Here is a 24,779-nt window from a genome sequence, read left to right on the forward strand (position 1 = left end):
CGCACGCACGGCTCGACCCGGGGGACGAACCACTGCCCACCGATGTGTGTAGGACCGGAAGGCCGGGGCAGAAGCGCTCGGGCAGCCGTCAGTCAATCGGGAGGGAGCGGCCACCATGTCTCGCTCGGCCACCGTCACAGGACCCATTCGTTCCACAGAAGCGCAGGCCCCTGCTTGCGACCGGGGCACCGTGGAAGCGCCAACGCAGGACGTGGACCAGTTCCAGGTGGAGAACGCCCGCGAGATGGCGCCGGGCGACGCCCGGGAGCTTTCGCGGCACTTCTTCGGGAGGCTGCGCACCCTGGAGGAGGGGACGCGCGAGTACCAGTACACGCGCAACACGCTGATCGAGATGAACGTCTCCCTCGTGCAGTTCGCGGCGCGGCGCTTCCGCGCCCGGGTGCTCGGCGGGGGCCTCGACATGGACGACGTCATCCAGGTGGGAACGGTCGGCCTCATCAAGGCCATCGACCGCTACGACCTGGAACGGGAGGTCGAGTTCTCCACGCTCGCCCTGCCCTACATCATCGGTGAGATCAAGCGGTACTTCCGCGACACCACCTGGGCCGTGCACGTACCGCGACGCTTGCAGGAGCTGCGCACGGAGCTCGCCAAGGCCCAGGAGGCCCTGAGCGATGTCCTGGGGAGGGCGCCGACGGTCAAGGAGCTGGCCCTCCAACTGGAGTTGTCCGAGGACGAGGTCATCGACGGGCTCGTGGCCGCGAACGGCTACACGAGCGGTTCGCTCGACACCGCCGTCGCGGAGGGCGACGCGGCGTCCACGGCGACACGGCCGCTCGCGGAGCGCTTCGGCGAGGTCGACCCCGCCATGGAGCTGTTCGAGGAGTTCCACACCCTCGCTCCCCTGCTGGAGCAGTTGGAGGAGCGGGACCGGATCATCCTGCAGATGCGCTTCGGCCAGGAGAGGACCCAGGCCGAGATCGGCGCCGAGCTGGGCATCTCGCAGATGCAGGTGTCGCGCATCCTGTCCCGAACCCTGGCCCGGCTGCGCGCCGGCATGCTCACTGAGTAGGACCGGACGATGACCGTCCCTCACCGGCACACCCCCTCCGCGTCCCCCGTCGGCCCGGAGACACGCCAGGACGACTGCGCGGAGACCGAGGCGGGCGTGCGGCGCGGGCAGGGGCGCACGGGAACGGATCCGGCGACGGCCCTGACCTCCCAGCGCCTGCGGGACCGCCCCGGCGCGCGCCTGAGCGGCAGCTGCGACCTGGACTCCCGGCAAGCCCTGCGCGACGCGCTCGGCGTGGTGACCGGGATTCCCGGCCCCGTCGTCCACCTCGATCTCTCCGCCGTGGTGTTCCTCGACCCGGCCGCGGTCGCCGCCCTGCTGAAGGCGGCGTCCGAACTCAACGGGCAAGGGCGACGCCTGCTGCTCCACGACCCGCCATACTCACTTCGCAAGGTCGTGGAGATGTTCCCGGACGAATGCGCCGCGCTGGAGGTCGCAGCATGATCACTGTTCCTGCGCCTGCCGGGCCCGGGGCCTTCGTCCACCCCGCCCTCTTCTACGAGGGCCTCCCCGCGTACGTGACCGGGGTGGGGGGTTTCGTACGGGGCGCCCTGTCCGCGGACGAGCCGGTGCTCGTCGCCGTGCCGGAACCCCGCCTGGACGCCCTGCGCGAGAGCCTCGGCGGGAGCGCGGCGAAGGTCACCTGGACGGACATGACCGAGCTGGGCCGCAATCCCGGACGCATCCTGGCCGCCTTGCAGGAATTCGCCGACCGGAACACGGGCCGAGCGGCCCGGATCGTCGGCGAACCGATCTGGCCCGGCCGCACCACCGCCGAGCTGCTGGAGGCCACGCGCCACGAGGCCCTCATCAACACGGCCTTCGCCGGCCGGGCCGCGACCATCCTGTGCCCCTACGACGTACGAGGACTGGCGCCCGCGGTGCTGGCCGATGCCCGGCGCACGCACCCCACGCTGATCGAAGAAGGCCGGGACCTGCCGAGCCCCGCCTACACCGACGCGTCGAGGGTGACGGCGGACTGCGATCGCCTCCTACTCGAACCCGACGGCGACGCGCCCCGGCTCGAGTACACCCACGGAGGGCTGGCCGAGGTCCGCGAGTTAGCCGACAGGTGGGCTCGTGGAACGGCCCTGACCCCGGATCGGCGCGGCGATCTCGTCCTGGCAGTCAGCGAGGCGGCGGCCAATTCCCTCACCCACGGAGGTGGGAAGGGCACCCTGCGTCTGTGGACCACGGGCGGCGCCCGGGCTGAAGTCGTCGTCGAGATCCACGACGGCGGCCGACTGGCCGACCCCCTGGCGGGGCGCCGCCGACCGTCCCTCGCATCGACCAACGGCGGCCGCGGCCTGTGGATGATCCACCAGCTCTGCGATCTGGTCGAGGTCCGCGCCACCGACAGCGGCTTCACGCTGCGACTCCACATGTCAACGGCCTGAGAGCGGCGGTCGCCTAGACTGTCACGGACGGGCCCGAGCGTCCCCGGGCCGCAGGCGGACGTACGGGGCGGCCGGGATGTCGACCCCGAGACGGCCGGGCAGGGCCCGGGAACAGAGACCAGTGCCAAGCGTGGGGGTGAGAGATCTCGGTGGAGACCATCGGACCCATCGGACCTGAGACGGGTGGTCCGCTGAGCGCCGGCCCTCCCGCCAGAGGTCAGCGCCGCAGGCTCGCCCTCGTGGGAGTGCGCGGCGCCGTGGCCAAAGGCCGCGACTTCACCCGTGAGGCCCTACGGGACTGGGGCTGGGACGGGACCGAGACCTCCGAGGACACCCTGCTCCTCGTGTCCGAGCTGCTGACCAACGCGTCCCTGCACGCCGACGGCTGCCACGAGCTCGTCCTGACGTCCGGAGAAGCCTTGCGGATCGAGGTGTACGACGGCACGACGACTCTCCCGAAACCCCACCCGGCCCCACAGCGGGGTATCCCGGGCGGCCACGGCTTGTACATCGTCGAGCGCCTGTCCGATCGCTGGGGCTCGCACGCCCACGCTCACGGGAAGGCCGTGTGGGCGGAGATCGAGGCCGCCCGGCTGGTGTCCGGGAGGTCGACCGGTCCTTGACCCGGGACGGCCCCGGCAGGTCCGCTCCGGTGGTGCGCCCGGCGCTCTTCGTACGACCCGCCCCGTAGGCGAGGCGGGCCGTACCCGAGAGCTTCACCGCACGACGCGATGTGCAGGGGGCTCCTCGCGGACGGCGGCGAGGACGAACGCGTGTCCCGCCGGGTCGCTGAACCTGCGCAGCGTCGTACGGTTGTCCAGTCGGCTGCCGTCCTCCTCGGCCGACAACGGGCGCGCCCCGAGGCCCACTGCCTCCCGCTCGGCTTCGTCGAAGGAGTCCGCCGCCACCAGGATCCGCAGATGGGCCTGCTGGGAGTCCTCCGGTGCGGGCCAACTCGGCGGCGAGTGGTTCGGATCACGGCGGACCCCGAGGACCACACCGGAGCCGCCGGTGACGAGGAACAGCTCCCCGTCACCGGTCGCCGGACCGGACGCGGCCCCGAGCAGTTCGGCGTAGAACCGGGCCAAGGACTCGGGCTCGGCGCTGTCCAGGACGAGGACACTTGTCTTGGGTACGGTCATGACCCGCGTGTACCCCGCGCGTTCGTCCGTACGCACACCGTACGGACCCTGCCCGTCGGGGAGTCGGGTCACCGGCGGAAGTCGGGCGCCGTGCCTTCCGTTCCCGGGGCCGGTCCCAGCAGGACGCGCGGCAGGGCTGCGGGGTGCTTCTCCGCGAGCGAGGCGACGAGCTGTTCCCGTACCGCGCAGCGCAGCGTCCACAGCTCGTCGGCGTCCTTGGCCGTGACGATGGCCCGCACCACGATGGCGGACGGGGTCGTCTCGGTGACGGCGAGGTCCCAGCCGCGGCCGTCCCACTCCCGGCAGCTGTGCAGGATCTCCTGGACCTTCTCCCGCATCAGGCCGAGGGGTGCACCGTGGTCGCAGTGGAAGAAGACCGTACCGGTCATCTGGACGCCGCCGCGGGACCAGTTCTCGAAGGGGCCCGTCGTGAAGTAGGAGACGGGCATGGTGATCCGGCGTTCGTCCCAGGTGCGCACGGCGAGAAAGGTGAGGGTGATGTCCTCCACCACCTTGGGTACGGACCCGGCGCACGCGGGCCGGGTCGCGGGGGCCGGGTCGCGGGGGCCGGTGGCGTAGCGGGCTTACGCCGACTCGACGGCGGCGGAGGCCACCGCCACGATCAGCCAAGCCCCCGCCCCGATCAGGACGAGCGCGAGGATCCTGCCGAGAGCGGCCGCGTTGTCACGCACCGGCCCCCACGCGAGGTAACCGGTGGCCGCCCCTGAGCAGCGCGGCGAGCAGGACGATGCGCGCGGCGGGCCTGCAGCGCCGCAACAGGTTCCACAGGGGCGTTTCGGGATGTCGTGCACCGGCTCGGCGCAGCAGCAGGTCGCCGAGCCAGCCGGCCGCGACGGTCAGCAGGATCGAGCCCGACAGCACGGTCGGCAAGAGAAGGACGCTGTTCATGTCTCCCCAGCGGATGCAGGCGGCACGGACTTCCACGCGGCTGCCCCACGTGCGGGAGCTGACACACGCGGCGCGGGCACCACGGCCGTCCGTCCCGGCAGGACCGTGCCGCCCGGGCAGCGCATGGGGATCCACAGTGGGGGTAGCCGCGCCTGCAGATGTCCGACGGGGCCCGCGCCACGGGGTGGGGGCTCCCGACCACACGGAAGGGGTGCACATGTCGCACGTCGAGGAGTACGTCGAAGTCAACGTCCCCGTACGCACGGCCTACAACCAGTGGACGCAGTTCGAGGAGTTCCCCGCCTTCATGGAAGGGGTCCAGCGCATCGAGCAGCGCACGGACACGCTCACCCACTGGGTGACGAACGTGAACGGTGTGCAGCGGGAGTTCGACGCGCAGATCACCGAACAGCTCCCGGACCGGCGCGTCGCGTGGATGACGGTCGACGGCGAGGCCCGGCAGGCCGGACTCGTCACCTTCGAGCCGATCGACGCGACCACCACCAAAATCGTCCTCTACATGAACTGGGCCCCCGACGGTCTGGCCGAGGCAGCCGCCGACAAGCTCGGCTTCGTCAAGCGTCAGGTCTCGGGTGATCTCAAGCGGTTCAAGCTCTTCATCGAGTCGCGTGGGGTCGCCACGGGCGCCTGGCGCGGCGAGATCTGACCGCGATGGGCCACTGGGCGATGTCGCCCGGGACGAGGCGGTCCTCGCGGTCCGGGGTGGCGCTCGCGCGCACCGCCGCGCTCATCGAGGTACGGGCGGCGGGCCAGTCCCGCGGCTCGACGGGCAGGTACGGTCCGGCCGGTGCGGGCAAGTGGCCGCCGGGTGTGCCTCGCGGGGCACCGGAGAGGATCTCCTCGACGGCCTCGTCGAGGAACTGCCCCGGTACGGGGAATCGTTCGGCGGGCACGGCGGCCGGATGCGCGGCCGCGGTCTCGTCGTAGCAGTGCCGCAGGGTGAAGCTGCCGTAGCGCAGGTGGACCGGTCCGGCGCCCCAGCGCAGATCGCTGAGGATGTACGGACCGGTACGGCGCATCCTAGAACCAGCGGTCCGCGTCGCAGAAGGCTGCGTACCCCAGGCCAGGGGCGCATGCACGGGGCCCTGCCGGGCACGCGCACCGCATGACCGAAATCCCCCGCGGAGCGTCACGCAGAGGCCGTCCGCACGCCGTGGTCCTCGCGGCACGCACCCGCGCCGAGCTGCGGCGTACGGCCGTCGGTGTCTGGACCGACAACCTCGCCGACCAGGCGGCCGCCCTCACCTACTACGCCGTACTGGCGCTCCTGCCCGCGCTCGTCGTCTCGGTCTCCCTGGTGGGACTGCTCGGCGAGGCGACGAGGGGCCGGCTGATCACCGGGCTCACCTCCTACCCGCCCCCTCAGTCGGCGCGGGTACTGCGTGACGCCCTCGACGGCCTCGCGGCGGAGCAGTCCTCGATGTGGGCCGTTGTGATCAGCGGCGTGCTCGGTGCACTGTGGTCGGCGTGCAGCTACCTGGCGGTGTTCCGCCGCGCCCTGCACGCGATGCACGAGGTGCCCGATACACGGCCTCCGCTGCGCGCGGCCCACATCTTGGTCGTCAACGCCTCGGTACTGCTGGTGCTGTTCGTCGTCGGCGCCCTGGGGCTGGTCGTGTCCGGGCCGCCGGCCCGACGCGCCGCCCGGGCCGCCGGCGGGGCCGCTGCGGAGGGCATCACGCTCCTTCGCTGGCCCCTGCTGCTGATGGTGGTCATCCTCCTGGTCCTGATCCTCTTCCGCACCGGCCCGGACCAGAGCCGGGGCGCCCGGCGGGGCCTGCCCGGCGGGGTACTGGCAGCCCTGCTCTGGCTGGCCGCCTCGGGGCTCTTCACCCTGTACACGGAGCTGGACACCTACGGCCGGCTCTACGGCTCACTGACCGGCACCGTGGTCTTCCTGGTCTGGCTCTGGTTCGCCAACCTGGCCCTGCTCACCGGAGCCCGCTTCAACGCCGAACGGGCACGGGGGCCCGGCGCCCGCGCCTGAGCCGCAGCAGCCGGGAGGACTCGATCTCGGCCCAGACGACCTTGCCCGTGCCATGGGGGTAGCAGCCCCACCGGTCGGACAGCCGCTCCACGAGGTGCAGGCCGTGGCCGCCGGGGACGCCCGGCCGGCGTTCGGCCCCGGGGCGCGGCAGCGCCGTCACTCCGTCGAGCACGTCGATGCGCAGGGTCTCACCGGAGGTCAGCACGAGCTCTTCGCAACCGTGCGCGTGCAGGGCCGCGTTGGTCACCAGCTCGGAGACTACGAGCAATGCGTCCTCGGCACCCTCCCGGCCGTCCCACCCCCAGTCCCGCAGGGTCTGGCGGGTGAAGTCACGGCTCTTGCCGACCGCGCCCCGGACACTGCGCAGGGCGAGCCGGCGCCGCTGGCCCATGACCGGCCCGCGCACGCGCCGAGGATCGCCCTCGGCCGCTCCCTTCGTATTCACTGTCGCCTCACCTCGACCGTTGGCCCACGTGTTCGTCCGCGGCGGGCGGCTGCGTCCGCCGACCGCCCTGGCCGGACGTCCGGCGGGCGTCCTTCCCGGTCCCGCGTATGCCCGACCTGATCGCCCGGACACATGGACGCCGCCATCGGGGTGGACGGTCCGCGGAACCGCTGCACTGTCCGTGCCCTGGACCGTACGCCGGGCCGGGATTCTCCGCGGTGGGTTCCCGGCCACGAGGGTTCCCACGTGGAAGCAGCACCTGGAGCGGCCATGCGCTCCTCACCGTGTTCGGCCCGTCCTTCGGCACGATGCTGCAGAGCGGCGGCGAACGGGTCCGGGACCTGCCCCCGGCCCGCTGGTGGGCCCCGCTGATGTCACCCCCGTGAGGCGGGGGCCGTGCCGACCTTGGACCGCGGCCCGACGTGGGAAGGGGCCCGAACTCCACGAGTTCGGGCCCCTTCCCACGTACCAGGAGGTCAGACAATGCGGCCCCCGAACGGGCCGCCGACGGAGTAGTACGTGCCGAGCTCCGCACGGTAGTCGACGTCACCGAGGTGCTTCTCGCTATGGAACTCCGGGGCGTTCTCGATCTGTTCCCTGGTCCTGTCGACGTAGACCTTCTCCCGGTCGACGTCGATCTGGATCACCGTGCTCGCCGGGAGCAGGACCTCCTTGCCGAAGATCCACACTCCTGTGTCGACGACCAGGTAGGCGTCACCGACCTCGTAGGAGTGCTTGTCGACCTTGCCGATGTCGCCGTCGGTCGCCTCGACCTTGTAGCCGGTCAGATCGGTACCGGCCAGGTGACCGGCGGTCGACTTGTACGTCCACACGTGCTCTGTCACTCGGAAACAACTCCTTCGATCGGCAGGGGACGGCGAGGGCTTCCCTCCCGTTCCTCCCGCCCGGACTCGCCTGCCCCACCGTCGGAGCTTCATTCACCGGGGGCCCGTGCGCGCAGCGGGTCCGAGATCCGCCCGGCGCAGTGCCGGGACGCACCGACGGCACGGTCTCGCGCCTTGCGCGCCCGGCCGGGACGGGCCTGTACGGGTACATCCGCTGGTCGCCCACAGGCCTAGGATGAGGAACCTGAAAACGCCGGTACAGGTCCTGCCCGGGCCCAGCCCAAGAAGACCCCTTCCGTAGACACGCAGGCCCGCCTGCCGGGCCGAGACGGCCCGGTTCGCCCCAACCGCGGTGAAAAGGAAACCCTTGAATCGGTTCGCCCGGCTCGCCACCCGCGTACTCGCGGTCCCGCTGGGACTCGTATGCCTGGAGCCGGCCGGCGAAGCAGCAGGCGTGCTCCCCGAGTGCTGGCCGCCCGAAACGAGACCCGACCCGGCAGTACTGGAGTGCTGCCGCCGGGTCGCGGAGGACGGGCGACCACTGTTCCTGTCGCGGGCCGGCGACGGCACTGCGGCCTTCTCGTTCGCAGGCGTACCTCTGGTCGGGAGTTCCGGCGAGCTCCTCGGCGTCCTCGCCGTCATGGACGGCGACCTCCGGGTATGGAGCGAGGACGAGGTACAGGACCTGTCGGACCTGGCCGCCGCGTGCAGCGCCCAAGCCCGGATGCGGGTGCGCTCCGAGATCGGGCGCCAGGCCCGCGAAGCGGCCGAGGACGCGGCCGTCGCGGCCGAGGGGGAGACCACCCGGGTGCACGAGCTGCTCAACCGTTCGGAGCTGCTCCTGCAGGCCTCCGAGGACCTCGCGGACACCCGTGGCCTGGACGACGTACGCCAGCGGGTCGGAGACCTGGTCAGCGGGGACCTCAAGCCCGCCCGCGTCGATCTGCTCCTGGTCCGGCAGGGGATGCTCCACCCCGTCCTGAGTCCCGTCGACGGTGACGTGCCCCACGTGAGCGCTCCCGAGCAGTTCGCCCTCGGCTCGCCCTGGCCGGTCGCCCGAGCCGTGCGCGAGAACCGGATGGTCGTGGTCGCCGGGCCGCAGTCGGCCGCCGACACAGCGTCCGACACCGTGCGCGGCACCATGGCGAGCCCGGGATTCGACGCCCTGAACCTCCACACCGCCGCCTGCTTGCCCCTGCGCGGCACGCACGGCGTCCTCGGCGCCCTGGTCCTGGGGTGGGACACCCCGCACGAGATCGACTTGGACGAACGGGCGGTGCTGACCACGCTCGCCGGTTACACCGCCCAGGCGGTCGAACGCGCGCTCCACCTCGACGACCGCGTCACCGCAGCCAGCCAGCTCCAGCGGGCCATGCTCACCGACCTCCCCGACGCACCCGGTCTGGAACTGGCCGCCCTGTACCGGCCCGCCGCACGGGACGACATGGTCGGCGGTGACTGGTACGACGCGTACCCACTGCCTCGCGTGCCGGGCAGCGGCGCCACGGGTGCGCTGGCCCTCACCGTCGGCGACATCACCGGACACGACATGAGGGCTGCCGCCCTCATGGGACAGGTCCGCAGCATGTTGCGCCAGGCGGACCACGACCACCCCGGCGAGGGACCGGAACAGGCCCTCGGCGCCCTCGAGCGGGCCTGCCGGCGCCTGGACCTGCCGGCCAGCGGCACCGCCGTCCACGCCCACATCCGTCCGGAGGCGGAAGGTCACTGGCAGCTGAGGTGGAGCAACGCGGGCCATCCCTCCCCCCTCCTGCTCACCCCTGACGGCGCGGTCGAAAGCCTCACCCAGCACGACGTACTGCTGCACCACGCCCTGCCGCCCCGGCCCCGCACCTGCGGAAGCCGTTCACTTCCCCCTGGCAGCACGCTGCTGCTGTACACCGACGGGCTGGTGGAGGAACGGGGCGCGGACATCGACGAGAACGTCGAACGGCTCACCCAAGAGCTCGCGGCGGCCCCGCCGGGGATCCGGCTGCACGCGCTGCTGCGCTCGCTCCTGGACACCATCGGCCCGCGGGAAGCCCAGGACGACACCGTCCTGTTCGCGGTACGCGTCCCCGCGCCCTGAGCACCGGTGTCGGACCGGACGGCCTCGGCCAAGTGGTGGATCATCCGTCCAAGGGGCGGGCCGTGACCCCGTGAGCCGGTTCCTGACCGGCGCCGGTGGCCAGGACGCGCACTTCCGATCGGTCGCTGATCTCCGCCTGGATGATGCCCGTGGCGTCCTCGTAGACGGGGTGGCCTCCCGGCCCCGTCCGGTGTGTGACAGTCACCCGCACGACGTCCGGGCCGCCCTCGGCTCCGCCGGGGAACACCAATTCGTACGCTCGCCGTATCCCGTCCCCCGGCTCGTCCGCTACTGGATCCGCGGGCGGACGGGACGGTCCGTCGAGGTCATGCTGCGCACCTGCGGCTCCTTCTCCCATCACTCTCTCCGCTCTGCGCCAGTGCCGACGCGGGACAGTCGCAATGAGTCCTTCCCTTTCATCCTCCCCCTGCCGGACCGATGGTGCCGATCGCGGAACGACGGTATGCCGCCTTCGCCCGAGGCCCGGCGCCGGAAGTCGGCGGGGCGTACCTTCCCGCAGGAGCCGGTGGAAGAGACCTCCAGGGCCTCCAGCCGCAGACCTCTGACGTGCGGTGGCCGCACCTCGCGTTCGGGGCCACCGCCGCCTTCACTCTCCGTAACCACCGGGATTCCCCGGTTTCGGCCGGCGTGGGACGGGCAGCCGCCACGGAGGGACTCCGCTCAAGGCCGAGGAGGCCGTCATGGACGAACAAGGTGGTGCCGCAGGCGTACCCCCGCACGACGGGCACCGCACGACGCGGAGCGTGCGGCCCGCCCCGCGCCGCGGCGAAGAGCGAACGGCCGCGGCCGATACGGACGAGGCGAGCCGCCTCGACCGGCCCGCCCCCGAGCCGAACCCCACGACGGGGCGTCGGCGCTGGGCGGGCCCGAAGAGCCGCGAAGACGAGGAGAAGTGAAGCGCTCCGGAGAGCACGCTCCCCGGACCAGTCCGCCCGCCACTACGGCCGGCCCCACATGCAGGGCTCATCCTGGGCTGCCTGTGCGCCATTGACCACGAGCCACGGACGTGGGACCACGGCGAGCTGACCGACCTGGAGGATCTCGCCGCAGCCTGCTCCGCCGAGCTGCGCCTGCGCTTCCTGTCGGCACAGAGCCGGTCGGCACAGACCGTGCTGGAGACCGCGCGGGCCGCCGCCGAGCGCGCCCAGAGCGATGCCCAGCGCCTGGAGCACGAGGCCCAGGCCGGGCTGGACCACGCCGAGCTGCTGCTGAGGGCGTCGGAGGAGCTGGCCCAGACGTCAGGGCTGGAGGACGTACGGCGAAGGCTGCGGGACCTCTTCGTCGGCGCCGGCAAGCCGTCGTACGTCGGCCTGCAGGTCGCCGGCAAAGACGAGCTGCACCGGGTTCCCGACCCGGACATCGAGGACTCGGTGGAACACCAGGTCCTGACCATGCCGGTCATGGGCCAGATCCCCAGCATGCTGCGGCAGGCCCCCCTCGACCACCCCCGTACAGCCCGGCCCGTGCTCTGACCGCCCTCGAGGCAGCATGTTCGGTCCTGCCGGTCGAGGCCAGTGGCACACTGCTCCACGCACGCCTGGACCTCGCCGACGGCGGTCCCGACTGGACGCTGACCTGGTCGAACGCCGGCCACCGGCCGAACTGCTCCGTCGGATCAGCAGCAGGCCGGCCAACCCTGCTTCCGCGGACGACGTCGTCGTACTGGCCCTACGCGTTCCCTGACCGGGTGCAGCGCACCGGGGCAGCGGCGCGCACGCTCGATGTCCGTCTCCGTTCATCCTTCGACTCGGTGGCGGCGTGGGCGGCGCCCACCGGCTTGGTTCCCGGTGAACCACGCCGGCGCAGGTCATGGCGCCGTCATCCCCGTACGGCCGCCCGCACGTTCTCGACGCTGCCGCAGTCGGCGGCGAGCTGCCGCTCCCGCTCCCGGAGGAACGCCGCTCCGAGTTCGGCGCGCCGCTCGTCCGGGACGTTCTCCCTGGCATCGTTGAGGATGGTGCGCTCCTCCTCGTCGAGGTGGTGGGTGACCGCCTTGACCAGGTCTTCCAGGCGCGCGTCCCACGCGTCGGAACCCACCTCGGACACCTCCAGCAGCGCGAGCAGCGCGTCGTTGCCCTCGGCGTGCTCCTTGGTCCCGTGCTCGACCTCCGCGTTGTCCACGTCCTTGAACCTCTTCAGCGCGCCGTACACCTCGGCCTCCTCGGCCTCGCCGTGCGCGACGAGAAGCGCGGAGAACTTCGCGAGGGCGCCGGCCCGGTCCGCCTCCACGCTGCGCATGCGACGGAAGAGGTCCTCCATCGTGCGGTGGTCCTTGAGGATGACGGCGACGACGTCCTTGGTCTCCTGCTTGTCCGCGGCCATGCCAGGTCCTTTTCGCTCAGCTCAACTGTCGGGTTTCGCTTCGCATGGCGCCTGCTCGATGCCGGTCCGTTCAAACCCCGGGGCCCGGGCTGCACCCGTTCAGGTTTGCCCGCCACCCAGGGTGGCAGCCGCGTCGACAGACACGATGAGCCCCCGGACGGAGGCAGAAGATGTCAGCCAATGCACTGACAGCCGGCCCCGGTCAGCGTCGCCCTGGCGTCCCCCGCCGTGCGCGCCGGACGATCAGGACGCCGGCCAGCACTCCGGCGGCCGCGATCAACGCGGTGCGGTTGCTCCGTGCCGCGGCCCGAACCGCCTTGTCCCGCACGGAGTCGAGGCCCTTGCCCTTGCCCTTGTCCGCCGCGAACCGCCCCACGTGCGCGGCCGTAATCCGCAGCCGAGCGGTGGCCTGCCCGACCTGCCCCTTGACGCCGGCCATCCCGTCATGGGCCCGCGTTGCGGCGTCCACCTTGGAGGACAGCGCTCCGACCGTCCGTCCGAGCTCCTTCCGCGTGCGCTCGACCTGCCGAAGAAGTTCCTCTGCGGTGGGGAGGGACGTGCTGCCGTGTGACCCGTTCCTCGTCATCGAGGTGTCCTTTCCTTCGAATCCTTCTCCGCTTGCATGGGCTGTCTGCTGCGCGGATACCCGGTAACGGGCCGATAACGCGGCCGGGGACCGGGGATTCCGGCCGCTGACTCCCCGGCCCGTCTGAGGCAGGGTCAGCCTTGCTTGGCTCGGAGGAATCTCCTGAACCTTCGCGCTGCCGAAACCCCACCCCTGGCTCACGGACGACCTTCCCGGCACGGCCACCTCTTCGGGGTTGGTCAGGACGTCCGGCCCAGGCGGCGGTTGTCGAAGACGACGAGCTTCACCGGCAGCCATACGTCTTGATCGTCATGAAGTCGCCCGGCAGCATGCTCGGACCACCGTCTCCGCAGAAGGCCACGATCTGCCCCTCGGACACCCAGAGTTGGGCCCCGATGTCCTGAGGGCATGGCGTTGGCCCTGCAGCCGTTCGGGTACCACTCGCGGTAGGAATGTCGGTGCTCAGCATGAGGAGCACGTCGCCTCGATCCAGCGCGTGGGCACCGGCCGGGACTCCGATCAGACCGGTCCGGCCCACTTGGGAAGGCGTCGTCGTCCTCGAACGCTTCCTTCGCCGTGAGGGTGAGCGCCATGGGAGCGGCGAGAGGTTCGGCTGCACGGCGGCGGGGGCCGGGGCGCCGGGCCGGGCGACGAAGGCAACTGCGCGCGGCGTCAGCACACCGCCCCTGTGTCCCGAACTCCGGTCGACGAAGACCTTCCGCTCCCCCGGGTCGATGCTGACGACGGTGCTCGCCGGAAGCAGGACCTCCTTGCCGAAGACCCACACTCCTGTGTCGACGACCAGGTAGGCGGAACCGACCTCGTAGGAGTGCTTGTCGACCTTGCCGATGTCGCCGTCGGTCGCCTCCACCTTGCAGCCGGTCGGATCGGTACCGGCCAGGTGACCGGCGGTCGACTTGTAACTCCACACATGTTCAGTCACGCGAAAACGACTCTTCTGGTATTGGGAGGACGACAGGGAATTTCCTGCCATACGTCCTTTCTCCCTACGCCGCGAGGGGGAACTCAGATGCCGGACCGCCACCAGCGGTACCAGTGGCCGCTGCCGCCCTTGGGGCAGGCGACGAAACCGATCAGCTACAACACCAATACGGCGATGACGACCCACCACGCTACCCGGCGCACGCGTTTCCCTAGGACCGGGGCGCAGCGGGTGCTCCTCGCAGACGACGAGGGTCTCATCGGCGAGTACGGTCCACACCGCGTGCGGGGGACGCCGGATCAGCTGATGACGGATGGCCATCGAAGGAGTCCGCCTTCTGACGGGGGCGGGAGCCGCTTGCCGTCGGACCGCCGGCACGGAGCGGCCGGGGCGCGGCTGCCGGTCCTGCCGGCGGTCCAGCGCCCCGGCGTACCACCATGGCCACCGGTTACCAGTAGTGCCGTCGTCCGCCGACCGCGTGGCCGACCGAGCCGAGAATCCAGAGCACCGCGCCCACCACGAGCAGAATGATCCCGATGGTCCACAGGATGGAGATTCCGGTCAGGAATCCGATGAGCAGGAGGATGAGTCCGGCGAAAAGCATGATGTCCTCGTTCTCATGTCGGGAATTCGACGGAACGGTTGATCCGCCGGGGTGCTTCAGATCGCGTGTACCCGAGAATTCTGCCCCTAGCTGTCGATCGGCCCTGATCTTCTGCGGGTGATATCCACCCGCTCACCCGAGGTGCTTTCCGCGACCGGAACAGGACCGTACGGATTCACCGGCGTCCTCAACTACCCGATACACCTCGTGACGGCGGTCCACGTCCTGCTCCGCGCGCAGAAGCCCGTCGCGCAGTGGTTCGGCGGGCGGTCCGGCGACGGGGCGGCGCCGGTAGTCGTGGACCGCTTCGCCTGGTTCGTCAGCCGGGTACGAGGACACGCCGAAGGCGATGGGGACCACGTCGGCTTCCTGCTCGGGCCCGTGGATCAGGGCCCGCCCGGACGGCGGGGCGAGCGCCTGCTCCGGTTCAGCGAGACGCGTGACTCCCTCAGCTCCCGCCGCCGAGTGCGCGCCGCAGCTGTTCCTTGTTCATCTTCGAGCGGCCCTCGATGTTGCGGTGCTTGGCTTCTTGGTACAGCTGGTCGTACGTGCGGCCCTGGGCGCCGCTGTGCGACCGGTGGCCGCCGCGCTCGCCGGACGACAGGTCCTCCAGCGAGAGGCGGCTCGCCGTCCTTCAGTCCTCCGTGGCGGACGACATGGAGTCCCTCACATCGAGGACGGTGTCGGCTCCGGTGATCGCGAACAGGCTCCTGAGCTGGTGTCCGGGCGCGGCGATGCGCAGATCGGTGGCCTGGTGGATGTGCAGGAGCAGATTCAGGAGAGAGGAGTCTCCGAAGCTGATTCCGGAGGCGTCCAGGATCACGCGGCCGTGCGACCGGGCCGCCGCGGCGAGCGCGTCGGAAAGCGGCGCGACGGTACTCATGTCGATTTCGCCACGCACGGCGATCACACAGGTGTCGGCAGTCTCGTAGGAGACGGTCACTGACACATCGGCGGCCGACAGCTCTGGATCCTCAAGGGAAAGGTCATCGTCGCCATCGTCCATGGTCACGAGTATGCCTCCGCGCGGCGCAGCCGGCTCCGCACGGAAGCGCGACGACCCACCGCCTTCACTCGTGCGGGGCAGCCGCATCCCTCGCGGCTCCGGGCGGTACGGGAAGCCAGGGCCGCATCCGGTCGGCCAGGGCCAACGGGATGCGGCTGATGCCCGGCGCGTAGCCCGGAGCGGGGAAGCAATCCCCCAGCGTGCCCGTCGGAAGTCCGGGGCGGCCCGGGTCGCCGCTCGGCATCGGACCGGCTCGGGAGGCATACACCGCGAGGTCCCGGGCAGTCGCGGCCCGTCGGAAGAAACACCGCACGACCGAGAGGACTGACGATCATGAGCAAGGCGAAGGCCAAGGCCAAGCAGGTCAAAGGCAAGATCAAGGAAGCCGCCGGCGACGCGATGGACGACAAGAGCATGCAGGCGCGAGGCACTGCGGAACGTCTCACCGGCAAGGCGCAGGAGGCCGCGGCGAAGGCGGCGGACCACCTCAAGAGGTCCAAGAACTGAATCCCGCCTGTCGTCATCCCTTCCGCCCCCTGGGCCGTCGCCTTCACGCGACGGCCCAGGGGCCGTCGCGTTTGGCAGCCGGAGGCGCGAACCCCATCCGGGATCCCGTGCCTCGAGAGAGGGTCAGCCCGCCCCGTGAGCGGGTATATGTCGATCGGGAAGACGACGACGGTCCCCCGCTGCGCTCTTCGGCCGCAGCCCCATCCGTCGGAGGTTTCACATGTCACCCATTTCCCGCGACATTGCGGACCCCCTCCATACCGAGCTCCTCCCGGACCCGCTCGGTATCCCCGAGAACCCGGTCGCCGTGAGCACCACGGACGCCCGGACCCTGTCCACCGCGCTCTTCCGGCGCCTGGGCACCCTGGAGGAGGGCACCCCCGAGTACTCGTACGTGCGCAACACCCTGGTCGAGCTGAATCTCAGCCTGGTGAAGTACGCGGCCCGCCGCTACCGCGCGCGCAGGGAACCGCTGGAGGACATCATCCAGGTCGGTACGGTCGGCCTGATCAAGGCCATCAACCGGTTCGACGTGGAACGCGGGATCGAGTTCGCCACGTTCGCGATACCCACCATCAGCGGTGAGATCAAGCGGTTCTTCCGTGACACCAGCTGGTCGGTGAAGGTTCCCAGGCGTCTGCAGGAGCTACGTCTCGACATCGCCAAGACTTATGACGCCCTCGAACAGCGACAGGGCCGCCGACCGACCGAACACGAGCTGGCGCAATGCCTCGGAATCACCGACGCCGAACTGGACGAGGGCCTCCAGGCCTCCAACGGCTACACCGCAGGCTCTCTCGATGCACCCCTCGGCGGCGAGGACACGAAGGTGGCACCGCTGACAGACTCGCTCGGCACCGAGGACGAGGCGTACGACCGCATCGAGTGCCTGGAAACGCTCAAGCCCCTGCTGACAACGCTCAGCGACCGCGATCGGCAGATCTTGGCCCTGCGCTTCGGAGGGGAACTCACCCAGTCCGAGATCGGCGACCGGCTGGGCCTCTCCCAGATGCACGTCTCCCGGTTGCTCAACCGGATTATGCAACGGCTGAGGACGGGCCTCCTGGCCGACGACATCACCACGGACGACGCCGTCGCCTCGTAAGCGCGCGGGGCGGGTCTCGCCTGGACGGCAGGACACTCGCTCGTCCACTCCCTCCAGGTGCCGCGCTGTGCAAACAGGCGTTTGCCACCGCCTCGAACACCTCCGGTCCCACCCGGAAAGACGAAAGTAACGGGTCATACCGACACATCACGGCATGAACGACTGGTTCCCGGGCAGCAGCACGACAAAGACGTCGGTGTCGGAAGGGATCGTCATGACCAGCCGGGGCTCCCAGAACATGATGAGCCGCATGATCTCCGCGAGCTGCTTCGCACACCCCGCGTTCTTCTACCGTGGCGAGCACGAGTACGTGGCAGCTCTGGTGCCCTTCATCAGGGCCGGAGAAGAAGCGGGAGAGCCCGTCGCGGTAGCCGTACCGAACGCGAATCTTCAGCTGATCAGGGCGGAACTCCGCAACATGGACTCGAACCCCACGGGACCCGGTGTCCGATTCCTCGACATGACGCTGGCAGGGCGCAATCCGGGCCGGATCATCCCCAAAGTCCTGCTGGCCTTCGCCGACACCCACCGGTCCGGGCCCGTCCGTATCGTCGGTGAGCCCATCTGGCCGGGTCGTGCCCCTCGGGAGTACCCGGCGTGCGTCCAGCACGAAGCCTTGATCAACGCCGCCTTCCACGGTCGTGACGTGACCGTCCTGTGTCCGTACGACGCGGAACGGCTCCCTCCCGAGGCACTCGCCGACGCGCGGGTCACCCATCCGGCCGTCATCGAGGACGGCCGGGAGCAGGTCAGCAGCGTCTTCTCCCCCAGCCACGCTCTCGCACACTGCAACGAGCCGCTGCCGCACCCCGCCTACGCCGCCACCTTCGAGTTCGACGGAGGGCGTCTGCACGACGCACGCCTGTTCGCCGTCCGGATCGCCTCGCGGCTCGGCACGACCGACGAGAGCCGCGCGGCGCTTTCGCTGATCGTCGCCGAGCTGACGACGAACAGCGTCGTGCACGCAGGTGGGAGCGGAACCCTGCGGCTATGGGCCGAGGGAGATCAACTGGTGTGCGAAGTGCAAGACCTCGGGCTGCTGCGCGATCCGCTCGCCGGTCGCGTACCGCCTCCGGCCGAGCGGCCCGGAGGCCGCGGACTGCTCCTGGTCAACGAGTACGCCACGCTGGTCCGCATCCACACCGGCGCCACGGGCACGACGGTCCAGGTCCACCTCGACCTGCGGCCCGCCGTGCAACTGCCCTGACGCCCCGGCGGGGACCGCACACGCGGAGGCCGTCCCGCCTGCGGGCGCGGGTCCACACCAGGGCCGGCCCGGCCGGCAACATCGGCATCGGATAACAGGAACGCCACCTACCGGGCGCACAGCCGGTCAGGCGGACTACGCGCCACGACCTCCAGCGAGCCCAGCGGCGCGACACTCCCCCACCGCGGCCAGTAGCTCGCCGAGTCCGGCTCGGTCATCCGTCACGTCAGCCTCCAGGGGTTGCGGGCCCTCCCTCCCCGCAAGGGACTACCGATTCACAGCCGACGGCCGGCCCGCTTCGTACATCGACGTCACGTGCGGGAACGCCTCGGTGGTGACGGGAGTCCGCAACCCTGCCGACCGCTGCCAGGCCAACCCGGACCTCGCCACCCCCTGCCACCACCAGAGCGCACCGGGGCAGCCGGGTACCAAGGCCCTGGTCTCGTGGCCGTACCACCGGACCGGTGACAGTCCGGCCCCGGTCGACGAGACCACGTACGAGGAGACCGGAGCCGCCCATGGCCTGACCCACCGCCGCGACACCGACCAGTTGTTCACCGGTGCGCTGACCAAGCGGCTGATGCCCTACGGACCCGCGGGCCCCGGGGGGATCTACGTCGTCGACCGGGGCAGCAGGAACCTCCCCGTTCGCGACCGTTCCCGACGCGGGGGACGCCAAGCATTCGATCGACCTCACCCGCGACACCATGGAGATCAACAACGCGGTCGGCAAGGAGGGCCTCGGCGACCTCGACCTCGCAGAGGACGGCCGTACCCTCTACGCCGTCGGCCTCAAGTCGAAGAGCCTGTTCGTCTACGACACCGAGGGCGCAGGCCCGGACAAGCCGCCCTCCACGGCGAGGCAGGTCATCCCCATTCCCGATCTGGCTGTTCAGCAGCGTTGCCGTCGCCATCACGGTCGACGTGGCTCCGAAGCCGGTCCCGCGGCGGATCGGAGCTGTCCCGCTACACGGGTGCGCGCCTCGCCTTCCTTCCCTCCGCTTCAACTGAGATGGAGTACTCGGATCCCGAAGTCGCCTCAGCAGCCGAAATGGGGAACTGCAAGTGTGAAGGGGCCTGTGGGTCCTGTGGATACGGCACCAGGAACGTACGATCGAGCAATGTCTGACATGACCGAAACCACGCGCGGCTGGCTGACCACGGATGAGCTTGAAGTGGCCAGGGCCCAGATGCCGATCCTGTACGTGACGGCCGTTCCTGTGCGGGTGGACGAGAGCGGTGAAGTCACCAGCATCGGGCTGCTGCTGCGCATCGGTCCGGACGGAACGGTCAGCCGGACTCTCGTGTCCGGCCGCGTCCTGCACCACGAGCGGGTCCGTGACGCACTGCTGCGACATTTGGAGAAGGACCTCGGGCCGGTGGCTCTGCCCCGTATCCCCACCTCCCTCCAGCCCTTCACCGTCGCCGAGTACTTCCCCACCGCCGGCATCACCGCTTATCACGACCCCCGCCAACACGCGGTGTCGCTGGCCTACGTCGTTCCGGTGTCCGGCGACTGCCGGCCCAGGCAGGACGCGTTGGACCTGGTCTGGTTCAGTCCTCAAGAGGCCACCGACCTGGCCGTACAGAACGAGATGCCGGGCGGCCACGGCGTACTGCTGAAGCAGGCACTCGCGCACACAGGGCACACCTTCTGAGATGCAGGTCCTCGGCCGCACGAATCTCCGCCGAAACCCCGAGAGGAGCCAGCACACCGGCCTGATGAAAATCCGACTCTGCGGTGAATCCCGCCACCGGGCCGAGTGAGTTGCCCCGATATCCTCTTACGCAGGTCACGGGCCCGGCTACAACCCGGAGCGTGATCAACAATGTCGAAAGGTTCGACCAGCTCCGGGTCGCCGCCGAGCCCCGTATGCCCCCATGCGGGCCCGGCCCCGGTCGGAAGCGACCGGGGCCGGGCCCGCATGGGGTCGGTCAGCAATTGCGGATGGAGTAGACCGGCGTCCAGTCGTAGCCGGTCTGAGTGCCCGTGGGCTGGAACTTGGTCAGCTGCCCGCCGCCACTGCCGTAGAAGTACGACCAGACCCCGCCCGTCTGGTTGTCGAGGTACCACCCGTTGCCGTTCCAGTTGGAAACGGAGTACAGGCGGCAGGCGTTGAGGTAGAAGATCTTCCAGTCCGAGGTCGTCGGGTCCCAGACGAGGGTGCACAGGTTCCCGCTCGAGCAGCCGTACGTGCCGCTCGGCGGTACGTGCCCGCTGGGAGCCGACGGCGAGATGCCCGGAGACGCGGCCGCCACGAGCGACGTCGGCTGGGCGGCCGTCGCCGGCGCGGGCGGGGCGACCTGGACGCGGGCCGCTGCCGTGCTCTGCTCCGAGGGTGCGGCCGCCTGGGCCGACCCTGTGGTGAAGGCCGCCGCGAAAAGCATCGCGGAGACGCCGGCCATGCCGAGGATGGAACGCTTGACGCGCATCGTGAACCCCTTGTCAGAGCGGTGTGATGTGCCTCAAGACTCTCGAAGCGGCCTGCCGTGCGGTACCTCGCAGGTACGAGGTACCGCACGGGGTGGTCAGCAGTTCGGGACCCAGGCGTGGGAACGGGGGAGGTCAGCGCCCATGAGGTTCGTCCTGGTGTGCACCTTCACGCAGCCCAGCCGCTCACGCTCGTCGGCCTGCGCGTAGTAGAGGACGTCGACTTTGGCCGCCCCCTCCGTGAGGTCGAACCCGTTGTTGTAGACCGATCGCGGCGCGCGGCGCGCCGTCCATGGGCAGGGGCTCAAGGTGTCGGTCCAGTCGGCGTCTCCGTCGACCCAGGAGCACATCTCGCCCCGGCCGTCCTCTTCCGCGAAGAAGCAGACGGCCCCGCGCCGGCACCGGTCGTACCCCGCTGCCCCGGTACCTGCGAGGGGCAGCAGACCCGAGCCCCACACGGCTCCCAGGCCCGCGAGTGCGGCCGCCCCGGCCGCGATCAGCACGTGGCGGCGCCGTCGTGGACCGGGGGTGCGTGGTTTCGAGCCGTGTTCGGCACCGAGCGGTTCGGCACCGCGCGGCTCTGGGCTTCGCGGTACGGGGGTTTGCGGGACAGGGCTTCGCGGCTCCGGGTCCCGCGGGATTGGTGGTGCGTACGTCGGTTCGGCCCGGCCGGCGGCCGCCGCCTGCGCCCGGCACAACAGCGACGCCGCGGTGTGTCCGGCCCGGTCCTCGTGGCTCCGTGCCAGGCAGTCGCGGACGATGTCCCGCCAGGGTTCGGGAAGTTCCGGCGACAGACGGAGCTCCTCGTCGCCCCTGGCGTAGCGCAGGGCGCCGTCCCGGCGGGCGGCGGGCGTGCCGCCGGGCAGCGGCAGCGTGCCCGTCAGGACGACGTGGGCGAGTACGCCGAAGGCCCAGATGTCGGCCGTCGGACGAATCTTCATCCCGCGTTCGCCGACCTCCGACCAGAGCAGGTCCGGCGGGGTGTAGTCGGGCGTCGCGAAGGCCGGCGAATACGCATGGGTGCCCTCCAGTTCCGCCGCCATGTTGAAGTCGCCGAGCCGCGCCGAACCGTCGGGCATCAGCAGGACGTTCCCGGGCTTGAGGTCGCCGTGCACCCAACCCGCCCGGTGCAGTTGGTCGAGCCCCTCGCAGACCTGGGTGAGGAGGACGGGACCCGTAGGCGGCACGCCGCCGGCGAGCAGGGTGTCCAGGGACCCTTGCGCCTCCTCCAGGACGAGCACGGTGGCGCCGTCGAGTTCGGGACGGCTGGGGTCGTCAACCGTGAGCACCTCGTACATCCGGATCAGGCGGGGCGTGCGCACCCGGCGCAGCACCTCGGTCTCGCGATCGGCGAGCTCGCTCAGGTGGCGCAGTTGGCGTGGGGTGCGGGTGCCGGTCGGAAGGACTTTGAGCGCCGCCCGACCGGGCAGCTCGGGTTCGGGAACGGCGCGCAGGGCCGCGTACACGCTGCCGAAGGCGCCGGCGCCCAGCAGGCGGCCGGTGATCCAGGGCCCGACCCGGTAGCCCAGCGGGATCGTGAGGGCGCCTAAATGGCCCGCCCGCCCGGTCAACGTGCAGTACCTGTCGGGGAGGCCAAGGCCGGCAGGACGTGCAGGTCGTCCTCACCGACGAGGTCGAAGCGCAGGGCGAGCGAGACCAGGATCTCCTTCTTGCCGACCAGTCTCGGTCCCGGATCCACCGTGTCGGGGCCGGGCTTGAGGCGGAGCTTGACCGCGAGGTAGTCGATGTTCCACTGGACGGCGGCGCGGTTCGCGGCCGTCCAGTGCGGCTTCAGCCGTTCGACGACCTGCTCAACGGTGGGCAACGGTGCGTACGGTTGGCCGCGCAGCCGTGACTCGCAGAGCGCCGTGAGGACCAGGAAGTACCGGCTGGAGCGGTCGAGCGGGAACGGGAGTACGGTCGGCTCCCCGCCGGGCTCACCGGTCTCGTTCCGGTCGGCGTAGTCGTGGCGGGGTGCCCAGACGTCCAGGGTGAGCAGTTCGGAACCGGCCGGCAGGACGATCCGCGCGAACTCGAACGGGACGGGTGCGCCCAGTCTTCCGGGCGCGATCTTGATGTGTTCGCCGGCGCCCTCGGGGTTCTCCACCACGTAGGTCGACGAGCGGCTGAGGTTGCTGAGCGACCAGTACGTGCCGGTGGCGGCGATCTCGCCCGCCGAGCGCGAGACCCCGGCGTGCGGTACGCGCAGACAGCCGTCGCCCTCGTTCCCGCGGCCGAACCGAAGGGTCTGCCCCGGTGCCAGGTGGATCTGTGCGGCCGGGGACATGGTGGGCCCCGGAATCACGATGATGCTGTACACGCCGTTTCCTTCCCCCAGAGTGCCGGGGGAAGGTTAGCCAGCGGAATCAATCAATCCTGTAACGGCGGCGCGTTCTCAGCACTCGCCGCGCCATTGGAAGCTCTCGACGGTCCGGCCGCCGGCGGGCAGGTTCCCACGCCCCTCGCTCCAGCCGTAGTGCAGGCAGGCGCTGCCGCCCTCCCGGAAGTTGACCTGCACGTGGTCGTAACCGGGATCGGCCGTACCGTTGTTGAAGAAGGACTTGCGCAGACCGCAGGTGCTGTTGGGCTCGTTGCCGGCGGAGCGGCAGACCGTGCCGGTGCCGTCGGCGCCCGAGTAGAAGCACACATAGCCGGACGGGCAGTCCTGCCAAGCGGGCGGCGTGCCGTCGCAGTTGCGGCTGGTGACGCTCATCCAGTCCTTCGAGGGCCCGGTGTACTCGACGCCGTCGAAGTGGACGGGCACCCGGTTGCTCTCGTCGGTGAAGTCGCCGCCCGTGGCCAGGTAGCGCTGCTCGTAGTGCAGGTGGGCCCAGCCCGAGGCGCCCGAGGTGCCGATCCGGCCGATCCGGGTGGACGGCAGGACGGGGTCGCCCTTCTTCACGTAGGTCGCCGGGTCATCCTTCAGGTGGTAGTACGCCGTGAACCACCCGTTGCCGTGGCTGATCTGGATGGTGTTTCCAGAGCCGTTGTTCCAGTAGGTGGCGGACACCGTGCCGGCGGCCGACGCCTGGACGGGCAGGCCGTCCGATCCGGTGTTTCCCTCCACCACGATGTCCAGCGCGGGGTTGTGGGCCCAGGTGTGCATCTCCCATGTCGTACCGCACGGGAACGGCAGCTGGAACGCCGGCTTCGCCGCAGCGGTCGCGGCCCGGGCCACGGCCCCACCCTCGGTCGCGGCCGAGGCGGGCGCTCCCGCCAGTGCCAGTCCCGCCACGCACATCAGCACCACGGCCCGCAGTCTGCGTACATATCGCAGCATGTCTTCCCCTCACGGCTCACCCGGACGGCGCCCGGCCGGACGTTGCCCAGCGCCATGGTCGGGGGCGGGAGCCGATCACGACACCTCGCGGCTACGAGGGTGCGGGAGCCGTGCTCTGTACGTCGTCATTGCCCGGCGGAGGCGCGGCCCGTCACCGCTCCGGCGCCGCGACCCACATGGCGGAGCTGTCAGGCAGTCGGGCGCGGCGACGGCACATGTGCCACGACCGTCCCACTCCCCCGCCACAGCACACACTCCTTCCGCTACCTCGCCGCCGGCGCTAGGCGGTGGCTGCGTGAATGCCGAGGGCCAGGAAGGCCAGGGCCGTGAGTCTGGCGGCCGTGGCTTTGGCACGGGGGGTGTGGAGGAGGAGGGTGGCTCTGCGGATCAGAAGGGTCCAGGTGAGAAGCCAGAGGGTCATCAACAGGGCGTGGGCCGTGGCCAGGGTGAAGAGTTGGGCTGCCAGGGGGTGGGTGGGGGTGAGGAACTGGGGGGCCAAAGTGAGGTAGATCGAGGCGGCTTTGGGGTTGAGGACATTGCCCAGCAGCGCTTGGGCGTAGAGCGAGTTCAGGTGGGGTGGGCAGGGCCGGCGGTGTGGGGGCGGGGGCCGGGTGGCCGTACGCCAGGTCCAGACGCCGAGGGCGATGAGATAGGCCGCGCCGGCAAGCTTGACGGCGTTGAAGGCCTGGCTGGAGTGCATGACCAGAGCGGACAGGCCGGCCGTGGCGAGGGTCGCGTGCGCGTACAGGCCGGTGACCGTACCGAGGATGACGGGCAGTGCCCGGCGGCGGCCGACCTCCGTGGTGTGCCGCATGAGCAGGGCCAGGCTGGTGCCGGGGGTGGCGACCAAGGGCAGTACCGCCGTCACGAAGGCGAGTACGGCGTACGGCTGGATCATG

At 70.6% G+C, this 24,779-nt stretch carries 26 protein-coding genes and 4 pseudogenes; 13 read left to right on the forward strand and 17 right to left on the reverse strand.

Going from position 1 to position 24,779, the window contains the following annotated elements:
* Window positions 1–115 precede the first annotated feature (115 nt).
* From OG490_RS00645 to OG490_RS00660, 4 genes are all read left to right on the forward strand, one after another.
* On the forward strand, window positions 116–1,033 hold the full coding sequence (locus OG490_RS00645; RefSeq protein ID WP_443065726.1) for a SigB/SigF/SigG family RNA polymerase sigma factor: 918 nt from the start codon (window positions 116–118) through the stop codon (window positions 1,031–1,033).
* A 9-nt stretch (window positions 1,034–1,042) separates the two neighbouring features.
* Window positions 1,043–1,477, forward strand: a complete 435-nt coding sequence (locus OG490_RS00650) for an STAS domain-containing protein (RefSeq protein WP_330294290.1) — start codon at window positions 1,043–1,045, stop codon at window positions 1,475–1,477.
* A complete protein-coding gene (locus OG490_RS00655) occupies window positions 1,474–2,430 on the forward strand; it encodes a sensor histidine kinase (RefSeq protein ID WP_330294291.1) in 957 nt (318 codons plus the stop codon). The genes OG490_RS00650 and OG490_RS00655 overlap by 4 nt, the downstream gene beginning before the upstream one ends.
* Window positions 2,431–2,669: 239 nt before the next feature.
* On the forward strand, window positions 2,670–3,053 hold the full coding sequence (locus OG490_RS00660) for an ATP-binding protein (RefSeq protein WP_330294292.1): 384 nt from the start codon (window positions 2,670–2,672) through the stop codon (window positions 3,051–3,053).
* 93 nt (window positions 3,054–3,146) lie between these two features.
* Here OG490_RS00660 and OG490_RS00665 read toward each other — a convergent pair whose 3' ends face one another.
* Together OG490_RS00665 and OG490_RS00670 are read right to left on the reverse strand one after the other, a co-directional pair.
* Window positions 3,147–3,572, reverse strand: a complete 426-nt coding sequence (locus tag OG490_RS00665) for a VOC family protein (RefSeq protein WP_330294293.1) — start codon at window positions 3,570–3,572, stop codon at window positions 3,147–3,149.
* Window positions 3,573–3,640: 68 nt separating this feature from the next.
* A pseudogene (locus OG490_RS00670) lies at window positions 3,641–4,481 on the reverse strand (mechanosensitive ion channel family protein).
* Window positions 4,482–4,698: 217 nt separating this feature from the next.
* On the opposite strand from OG490_RS00670, the gene OG490_RS00675 reads away from it, so the two are divergent.
* Window positions 4,699–5,148 carry an SRPBCC family protein gene (locus OG490_RS00675; RefSeq protein ID WP_330294294.1) on the forward strand — a complete coding sequence of 150 codons (450 nt, stop codon included), beginning with the start codon at window positions 4,699–4,701 and terminating at the stop codon, window positions 5,146–5,148.
* On the opposite strand, the gene OG490_RS00680 is transcribed toward OG490_RS00675, so the two are convergent.
* Window positions 5,099–5,521: a class III lanthionine synthetase LanKC N-terminal domain-containing protein gene (locus OG490_RS00680; protein WP_330294295.1), complete on the reverse strand. Its 423-nt coding sequence runs from the start codon at window positions 5,519–5,521 to the stop codon at window positions 5,099–5,101. The two genes, OG490_RS00675 and OG490_RS00680, sit on opposite strands and share 50 nt — an antisense overlap.
* An 86-nt stretch (window positions 5,522–5,607) precedes the next feature.
* On the opposite strand from OG490_RS00680, the gene OG490_RS00685 reads away from it, so the two are divergent.
* A complete protein-coding gene (locus OG490_RS00685; RefSeq protein WP_330294296.1) occupies window positions 5,608–6,489 on the forward strand; it encodes a YihY/virulence factor BrkB family protein in 882 nt (293 codons plus the stop codon).
* On the opposite strand, the gene OG490_RS00690 is transcribed toward OG490_RS00685, so the two are convergent.
* On the reverse strand, window positions 6,449–6,934 hold the full coding sequence (locus tag OG490_RS00690; RefSeq protein WP_330294297.1) for an ATP-binding protein: 486 nt from the start codon (window positions 6,932–6,934) through the stop codon (window positions 6,449–6,451). The two genes, OG490_RS00685 and OG490_RS00690, sit on opposite strands and share 41 nt — an antisense overlap.
* 476 nt (window positions 6,935–7,410) lie before the next feature.
* The gene (locus tag OG490_RS00695; protein ID WP_330294298.1) at window positions 7,411–7,779 is read right to left on the reverse strand and encodes a PRC-barrel domain-containing protein; all 369 of its coding nucleotides are present in this window, start codon (window positions 7,777–7,779) and stop codon (window positions 7,411–7,413) included.
* 367 nt (window positions 7,780–8,146) lie between these two features.
* On the opposite strand from OG490_RS00695, the gene OG490_RS00700 reads away from it, so the two are divergent.
* Window positions 8,147–9,868, forward strand: coding sequence for a SpoIIE family protein phosphatase (locus OG490_RS00700; RefSeq protein ID WP_330294299.1), 1,722 nt, complete (start codon window positions 8,147–8,149; stop codon window positions 9,866–9,868).
* 40 nt (window positions 9,869–9,908) lie between these two features.
* Here OG490_RS00700 and OG490_RS00705 read toward each other — a convergent pair whose 3' ends face one another.
* The gene (locus OG490_RS00705; RefSeq protein WP_330294300.1) at window positions 9,909–10,226 is read right to left on the reverse strand and encodes a DUF6296 family protein; all 318 of its coding nucleotides are present in this window, start codon (window positions 10,224–10,226) and stop codon (window positions 9,909–9,911) included.
* Window positions 10,227–10,569: 343 nt separating this feature from the next.
* On the opposite strand from OG490_RS00705, the gene OG490_RS00710 reads away from it, so the two are divergent.
* A complete protein-coding gene (locus OG490_RS00710; RefSeq protein WP_330294301.1) occupies window positions 10,570–10,785 on the forward strand; it encodes a hypothetical protein in 216 nt (71 codons plus the stop codon).
* A 63-nt stretch (window positions 10,786–10,848) separates the two neighbouring features.
* Window positions 10,849–11,211: pseudogene (locus OG490_RS39060) on the forward strand (serine/threonine protein phosphatase); the annotation flags it as partial.
* Between the two features lie 496 nt (window positions 11,212–11,707).
* Here OG490_RS39060 and OG490_RS00720 read toward each other — a convergent pair.
* The 6 genes and pseudogenes from OG490_RS00720 to OG490_RS39065 form a co-directional block, all read right to left on the reverse strand.
* A complete protein-coding gene (locus tag OG490_RS00720) occupies window positions 11,708–12,211 on the reverse strand; it encodes a hemerythrin domain-containing protein (RefSeq protein WP_330294303.1) in 504 nt (167 codons plus the stop codon).
* Window positions 12,212–12,413: 202 nt separating this feature from the next.
* A complete protein-coding gene (locus OG490_RS00725) occupies window positions 12,414–12,797 on the reverse strand; it encodes a DUF3618 domain-containing protein (RefSeq protein ID WP_330300727.1) in 384 nt (127 codons plus the stop codon).
* A gap of 697 nt (window positions 12,798–13,494) precedes the next feature.
* Window positions 13,495–13,740 (reverse strand): annotated as a pseudogene (locus OG490_RS00735) (PRC-barrel domain-containing protein); the annotation flags it as partial.
* A 448-nt stretch (window positions 13,741–14,188) separates the two neighbouring features.
* A complete protein-coding gene (locus tag OG490_RS00740) occupies window positions 14,189–14,344 on the reverse strand; it encodes a DUF6131 family protein (RefSeq protein ID WP_330294304.1) in 156 nt (51 codons plus the stop codon).
* A 448-nt stretch (window positions 14,345–14,792) separates the two neighbouring features.
* A pseudogene (locus tag OG490_RS00745) lies at window positions 14,793–14,978 on the reverse strand (plasmid stabilization protein); the annotation flags it as partial.
* Window positions 14,979–15,350, reverse strand: coding sequence for an STAS domain-containing protein (locus tag OG490_RS39065; RefSeq protein WP_443065727.1), 372 nt, complete (start codon window positions 15,348–15,350; stop codon window positions 14,979–14,981).
* Between the two features lie 333 nt (window positions 15,351–15,683).
* Here OG490_RS39065 and OG490_RS00755 point away from each other — a divergent pair, with 333 nt between their 5' ends.
* From OG490_RS00755 to OG490_RS00770, 4 genes are all read left to right on the forward strand, one after another.
* Entirely contained in the window at window positions 15,684–15,857 is a 174-nt protein-coding gene (locus OG490_RS00755) for a CsbD family protein (protein WP_330294305.1), read from the forward strand.
* 220 nt (window positions 15,858–16,077) lie between these two features.
* The gene (locus OG490_RS00760) at window positions 16,078–16,962 is read left to right on the forward strand and encodes a SigB/SigF/SigG family RNA polymerase sigma factor (protein ID WP_330294306.1); all 885 of its coding nucleotides are present in this window, start codon (window positions 16,078–16,080) and stop codon (window positions 16,960–16,962) included.
* 250 nt (window positions 16,963–17,212) lie between these two features.
* The gene (locus OG490_RS00765) at window positions 17,213–18,169 is read left to right on the forward strand and encodes an anti-sigma factor RsbA family regulatory protein (protein WP_330294307.1); all 957 of its coding nucleotides are present in this window, start codon (window positions 17,213–17,215) and stop codon (window positions 18,167–18,169) included.
* A 1,130-nt stretch (window positions 18,170–19,299) separates the two neighbouring features.
* The gene (locus OG490_RS00770; protein WP_330300728.1) at window positions 19,300–19,827 is read left to right on the forward strand and encodes an NUDIX hydrolase family protein; all 528 of its coding nucleotides are present in this window, start codon (window positions 19,300–19,302) and stop codon (window positions 19,825–19,827) included.
* 277 nt (window positions 19,828–20,104) lie between these two features.
* Here OG490_RS00770 and OG490_RS00775 read toward each other — a convergent pair whose 3' ends face one another.
* The 5 genes from OG490_RS00775 to OG490_RS00795 form a co-directional block, all read right to left on the reverse strand.
* A complete protein-coding gene (locus OG490_RS00775) occupies window positions 20,105–20,602 on the reverse strand; it encodes a hypothetical protein (protein WP_330294308.1) in 498 nt (165 codons plus the stop codon).
* Between the two features lie 96 nt (window positions 20,603–20,698).
* The gene (locus OG490_RS00780; RefSeq protein WP_330294309.1) at window positions 20,699–22,171 is read right to left on the reverse strand and encodes a serine/threonine-protein kinase; all 1,473 of its coding nucleotides are present in this window, start codon (window positions 22,169–22,171) and stop codon (window positions 20,699–20,701) included.
* Window positions 22,168–22,920, reverse strand: a complete 753-nt coding sequence (locus tag OG490_RS00785) for an FHA domain-containing protein (RefSeq protein ID WP_330294310.1) — start codon at window positions 22,918–22,920, stop codon at window positions 22,168–22,170. Before OG490_RS00785 ends, OG490_RS00780 begins: the two co-directional genes overlap by 4 nt.
* 75 nt (window positions 22,921–22,995) lie before the next feature.
* Window positions 22,996–23,880 (reverse strand): peptidoglycan DD-metalloendopeptidase family protein, encoded by an 885-nt coding sequence (locus tag OG490_RS00790; protein ID WP_330294311.1) that lies wholly within the window; start codon window positions 23,878–23,880, stop codon window positions 22,996–22,998.
* Window positions 23,881–24,160: 280 nt separating this feature from the next.
* Complete coding sequence (locus tag OG490_RS00795) at window positions 24,161–24,778, reverse strand: LysE family translocator (RefSeq protein ID WP_330294312.1); 618 nt, start codon at window positions 24,776–24,778, stop codon at window positions 24,161–24,163.
* Window position 24,779: the final 1 nt, after the last annotated feature.

The sequence above is a fragment of the Streptomyces sp. NBC_00503 genome (assembly GCF_036346895.1).
GTDB lineage: Bacteria > Actinomycetota > Actinomycetes > Streptomycetales > Streptomycetaceae > Streptomyces.

Excerpts from the sequence above, each read along its gene's own strand:
- OG490_RS00720 (WP_330294303.1), bottom strand. The coding sequence starts at position 12,211 with ATGGCCGCGGACAAGCAGGAGACCAAGGACGTCGTCGCCGTCATCCTC.
- OG490_RS00775 (WP_330294308.1), bottom strand. The coding sequence starts at position 20,602 with ATGCGCGTCAAGCGTTCCATCCTCGGCATGGCCGGCGTCTCCGCGATG.
- OG490_RS00655 (WP_330294291.1), top strand. The coding sequence starts at position 1,474 with ATGATCACTGTTCCTGCGCCTGCCGGGCCCGGGGCCTTCGTCCACCCC.
- OG490_RS00755 (WP_330294305.1), top strand. The coding sequence starts at position 15,684 with ATGAGCAAGGCGAAGGCCAAGGCCAAGCAGGTCAAAGGCAAGATCAAG.
- OG490_RS39065 (WP_443065727.1), bottom strand. The coding sequence starts at position 15,350 with ATGGACGATGGCGACGATGACCTTTCCCTTGAGGATCCAGAGCTGTCG.
- OG490_RS00725 (WP_330300727.1), bottom strand. The coding sequence starts at position 12,797 with ATGACGAGGAACGGGTCACACGGCAGCACGTCCCTCCCCACCGCAGAG.
- OG490_RS00795 (WP_330294312.1), bottom strand. The coding sequence starts at position 24,778 with ATGATCCAGCCGTACGCCGTACTCGCCTTCGTGACGGCGGTACTGCCC.
- OG490_RS00680 (WP_330294295.1), bottom strand. The coding sequence starts at position 5,521 with ATGCGCCGTACCGGTCCGTACATCCTCAGCGATCTGCGCTGGGGCGCC.
- OG490_RS00685 (WP_330294296.1), top strand. The coding sequence starts at position 5,608 with ATGACCGAAATCCCCCGCGGAGCGTCACGCAGAGGCCGTCCGCACGCC.
- OG490_RS00770 (WP_330300728.1), top strand. The coding sequence starts at position 19,300 with ATGACCGAAACCACGCGCGGCTGGCTGACCACGGATGAGCTTGAAGTG.
- OG490_RS00760 (WP_330294306.1), top strand. The coding sequence starts at position 16,078 with ATGTCACCCATTTCCCGCGACATTGCGGACCCCCTCCATACCGAGCTC.
- OG490_RS00765 (WP_330294307.1), top strand. The coding sequence starts at position 17,213 with ATGATCTCCGCGAGCTGCTTCGCACACCCCGCGTTCTTCTACCGTGGC.
- OG490_RS00645 (WP_443065726.1), top strand. The coding sequence starts at position 116 with ATGTCTCGCTCGGCCACCGTCACAGGACCCATTCGTTCCACAGAAGCG.
- OG490_RS00740 (WP_330294304.1), bottom strand. The coding sequence starts at position 14,344 with ATGCTTTTCGCCGGACTCATCCTCCTGCTCATCGGATTCCTGACCGGA.
- OG490_RS00665 (WP_330294293.1), bottom strand. The coding sequence starts at position 3,572 with ATGACCGTACCCAAGACAAGTGTCCTCGTCCTGGACAGCGCCGAGCCC.
- OG490_RS00710 (WP_330294301.1), top strand. The coding sequence starts at position 10,570 with ATGGACGAACAAGGTGGTGCCGCAGGCGTACCCCCGCACGACGGGCAC.
- OG490_RS00705 (WP_330294300.1), bottom strand. The coding sequence starts at position 10,226 with ATGGGAGAAGGAGCCGCAGGTGCGCAGCATGACCTCGACGGACCGTCC.
- OG490_RS00790 (WP_330294311.1), bottom strand. The coding sequence starts at position 23,880 with ATGCTGCGATATGTACGCAGACTGCGGGCCGTGGTGCTGATGTGCGTG.
- OG490_RS00650 (WP_330294290.1), top strand. The coding sequence starts at position 1,043 with ATGACCGTCCCTCACCGGCACACCCCCTCCGCGTCCCCCGTCGGCCCG.
- OG490_RS00675 (WP_330294294.1), top strand. The coding sequence starts at position 4,699 with ATGTCGCACGTCGAGGAGTACGTCGAAGTCAACGTCCCCGTACGCACG.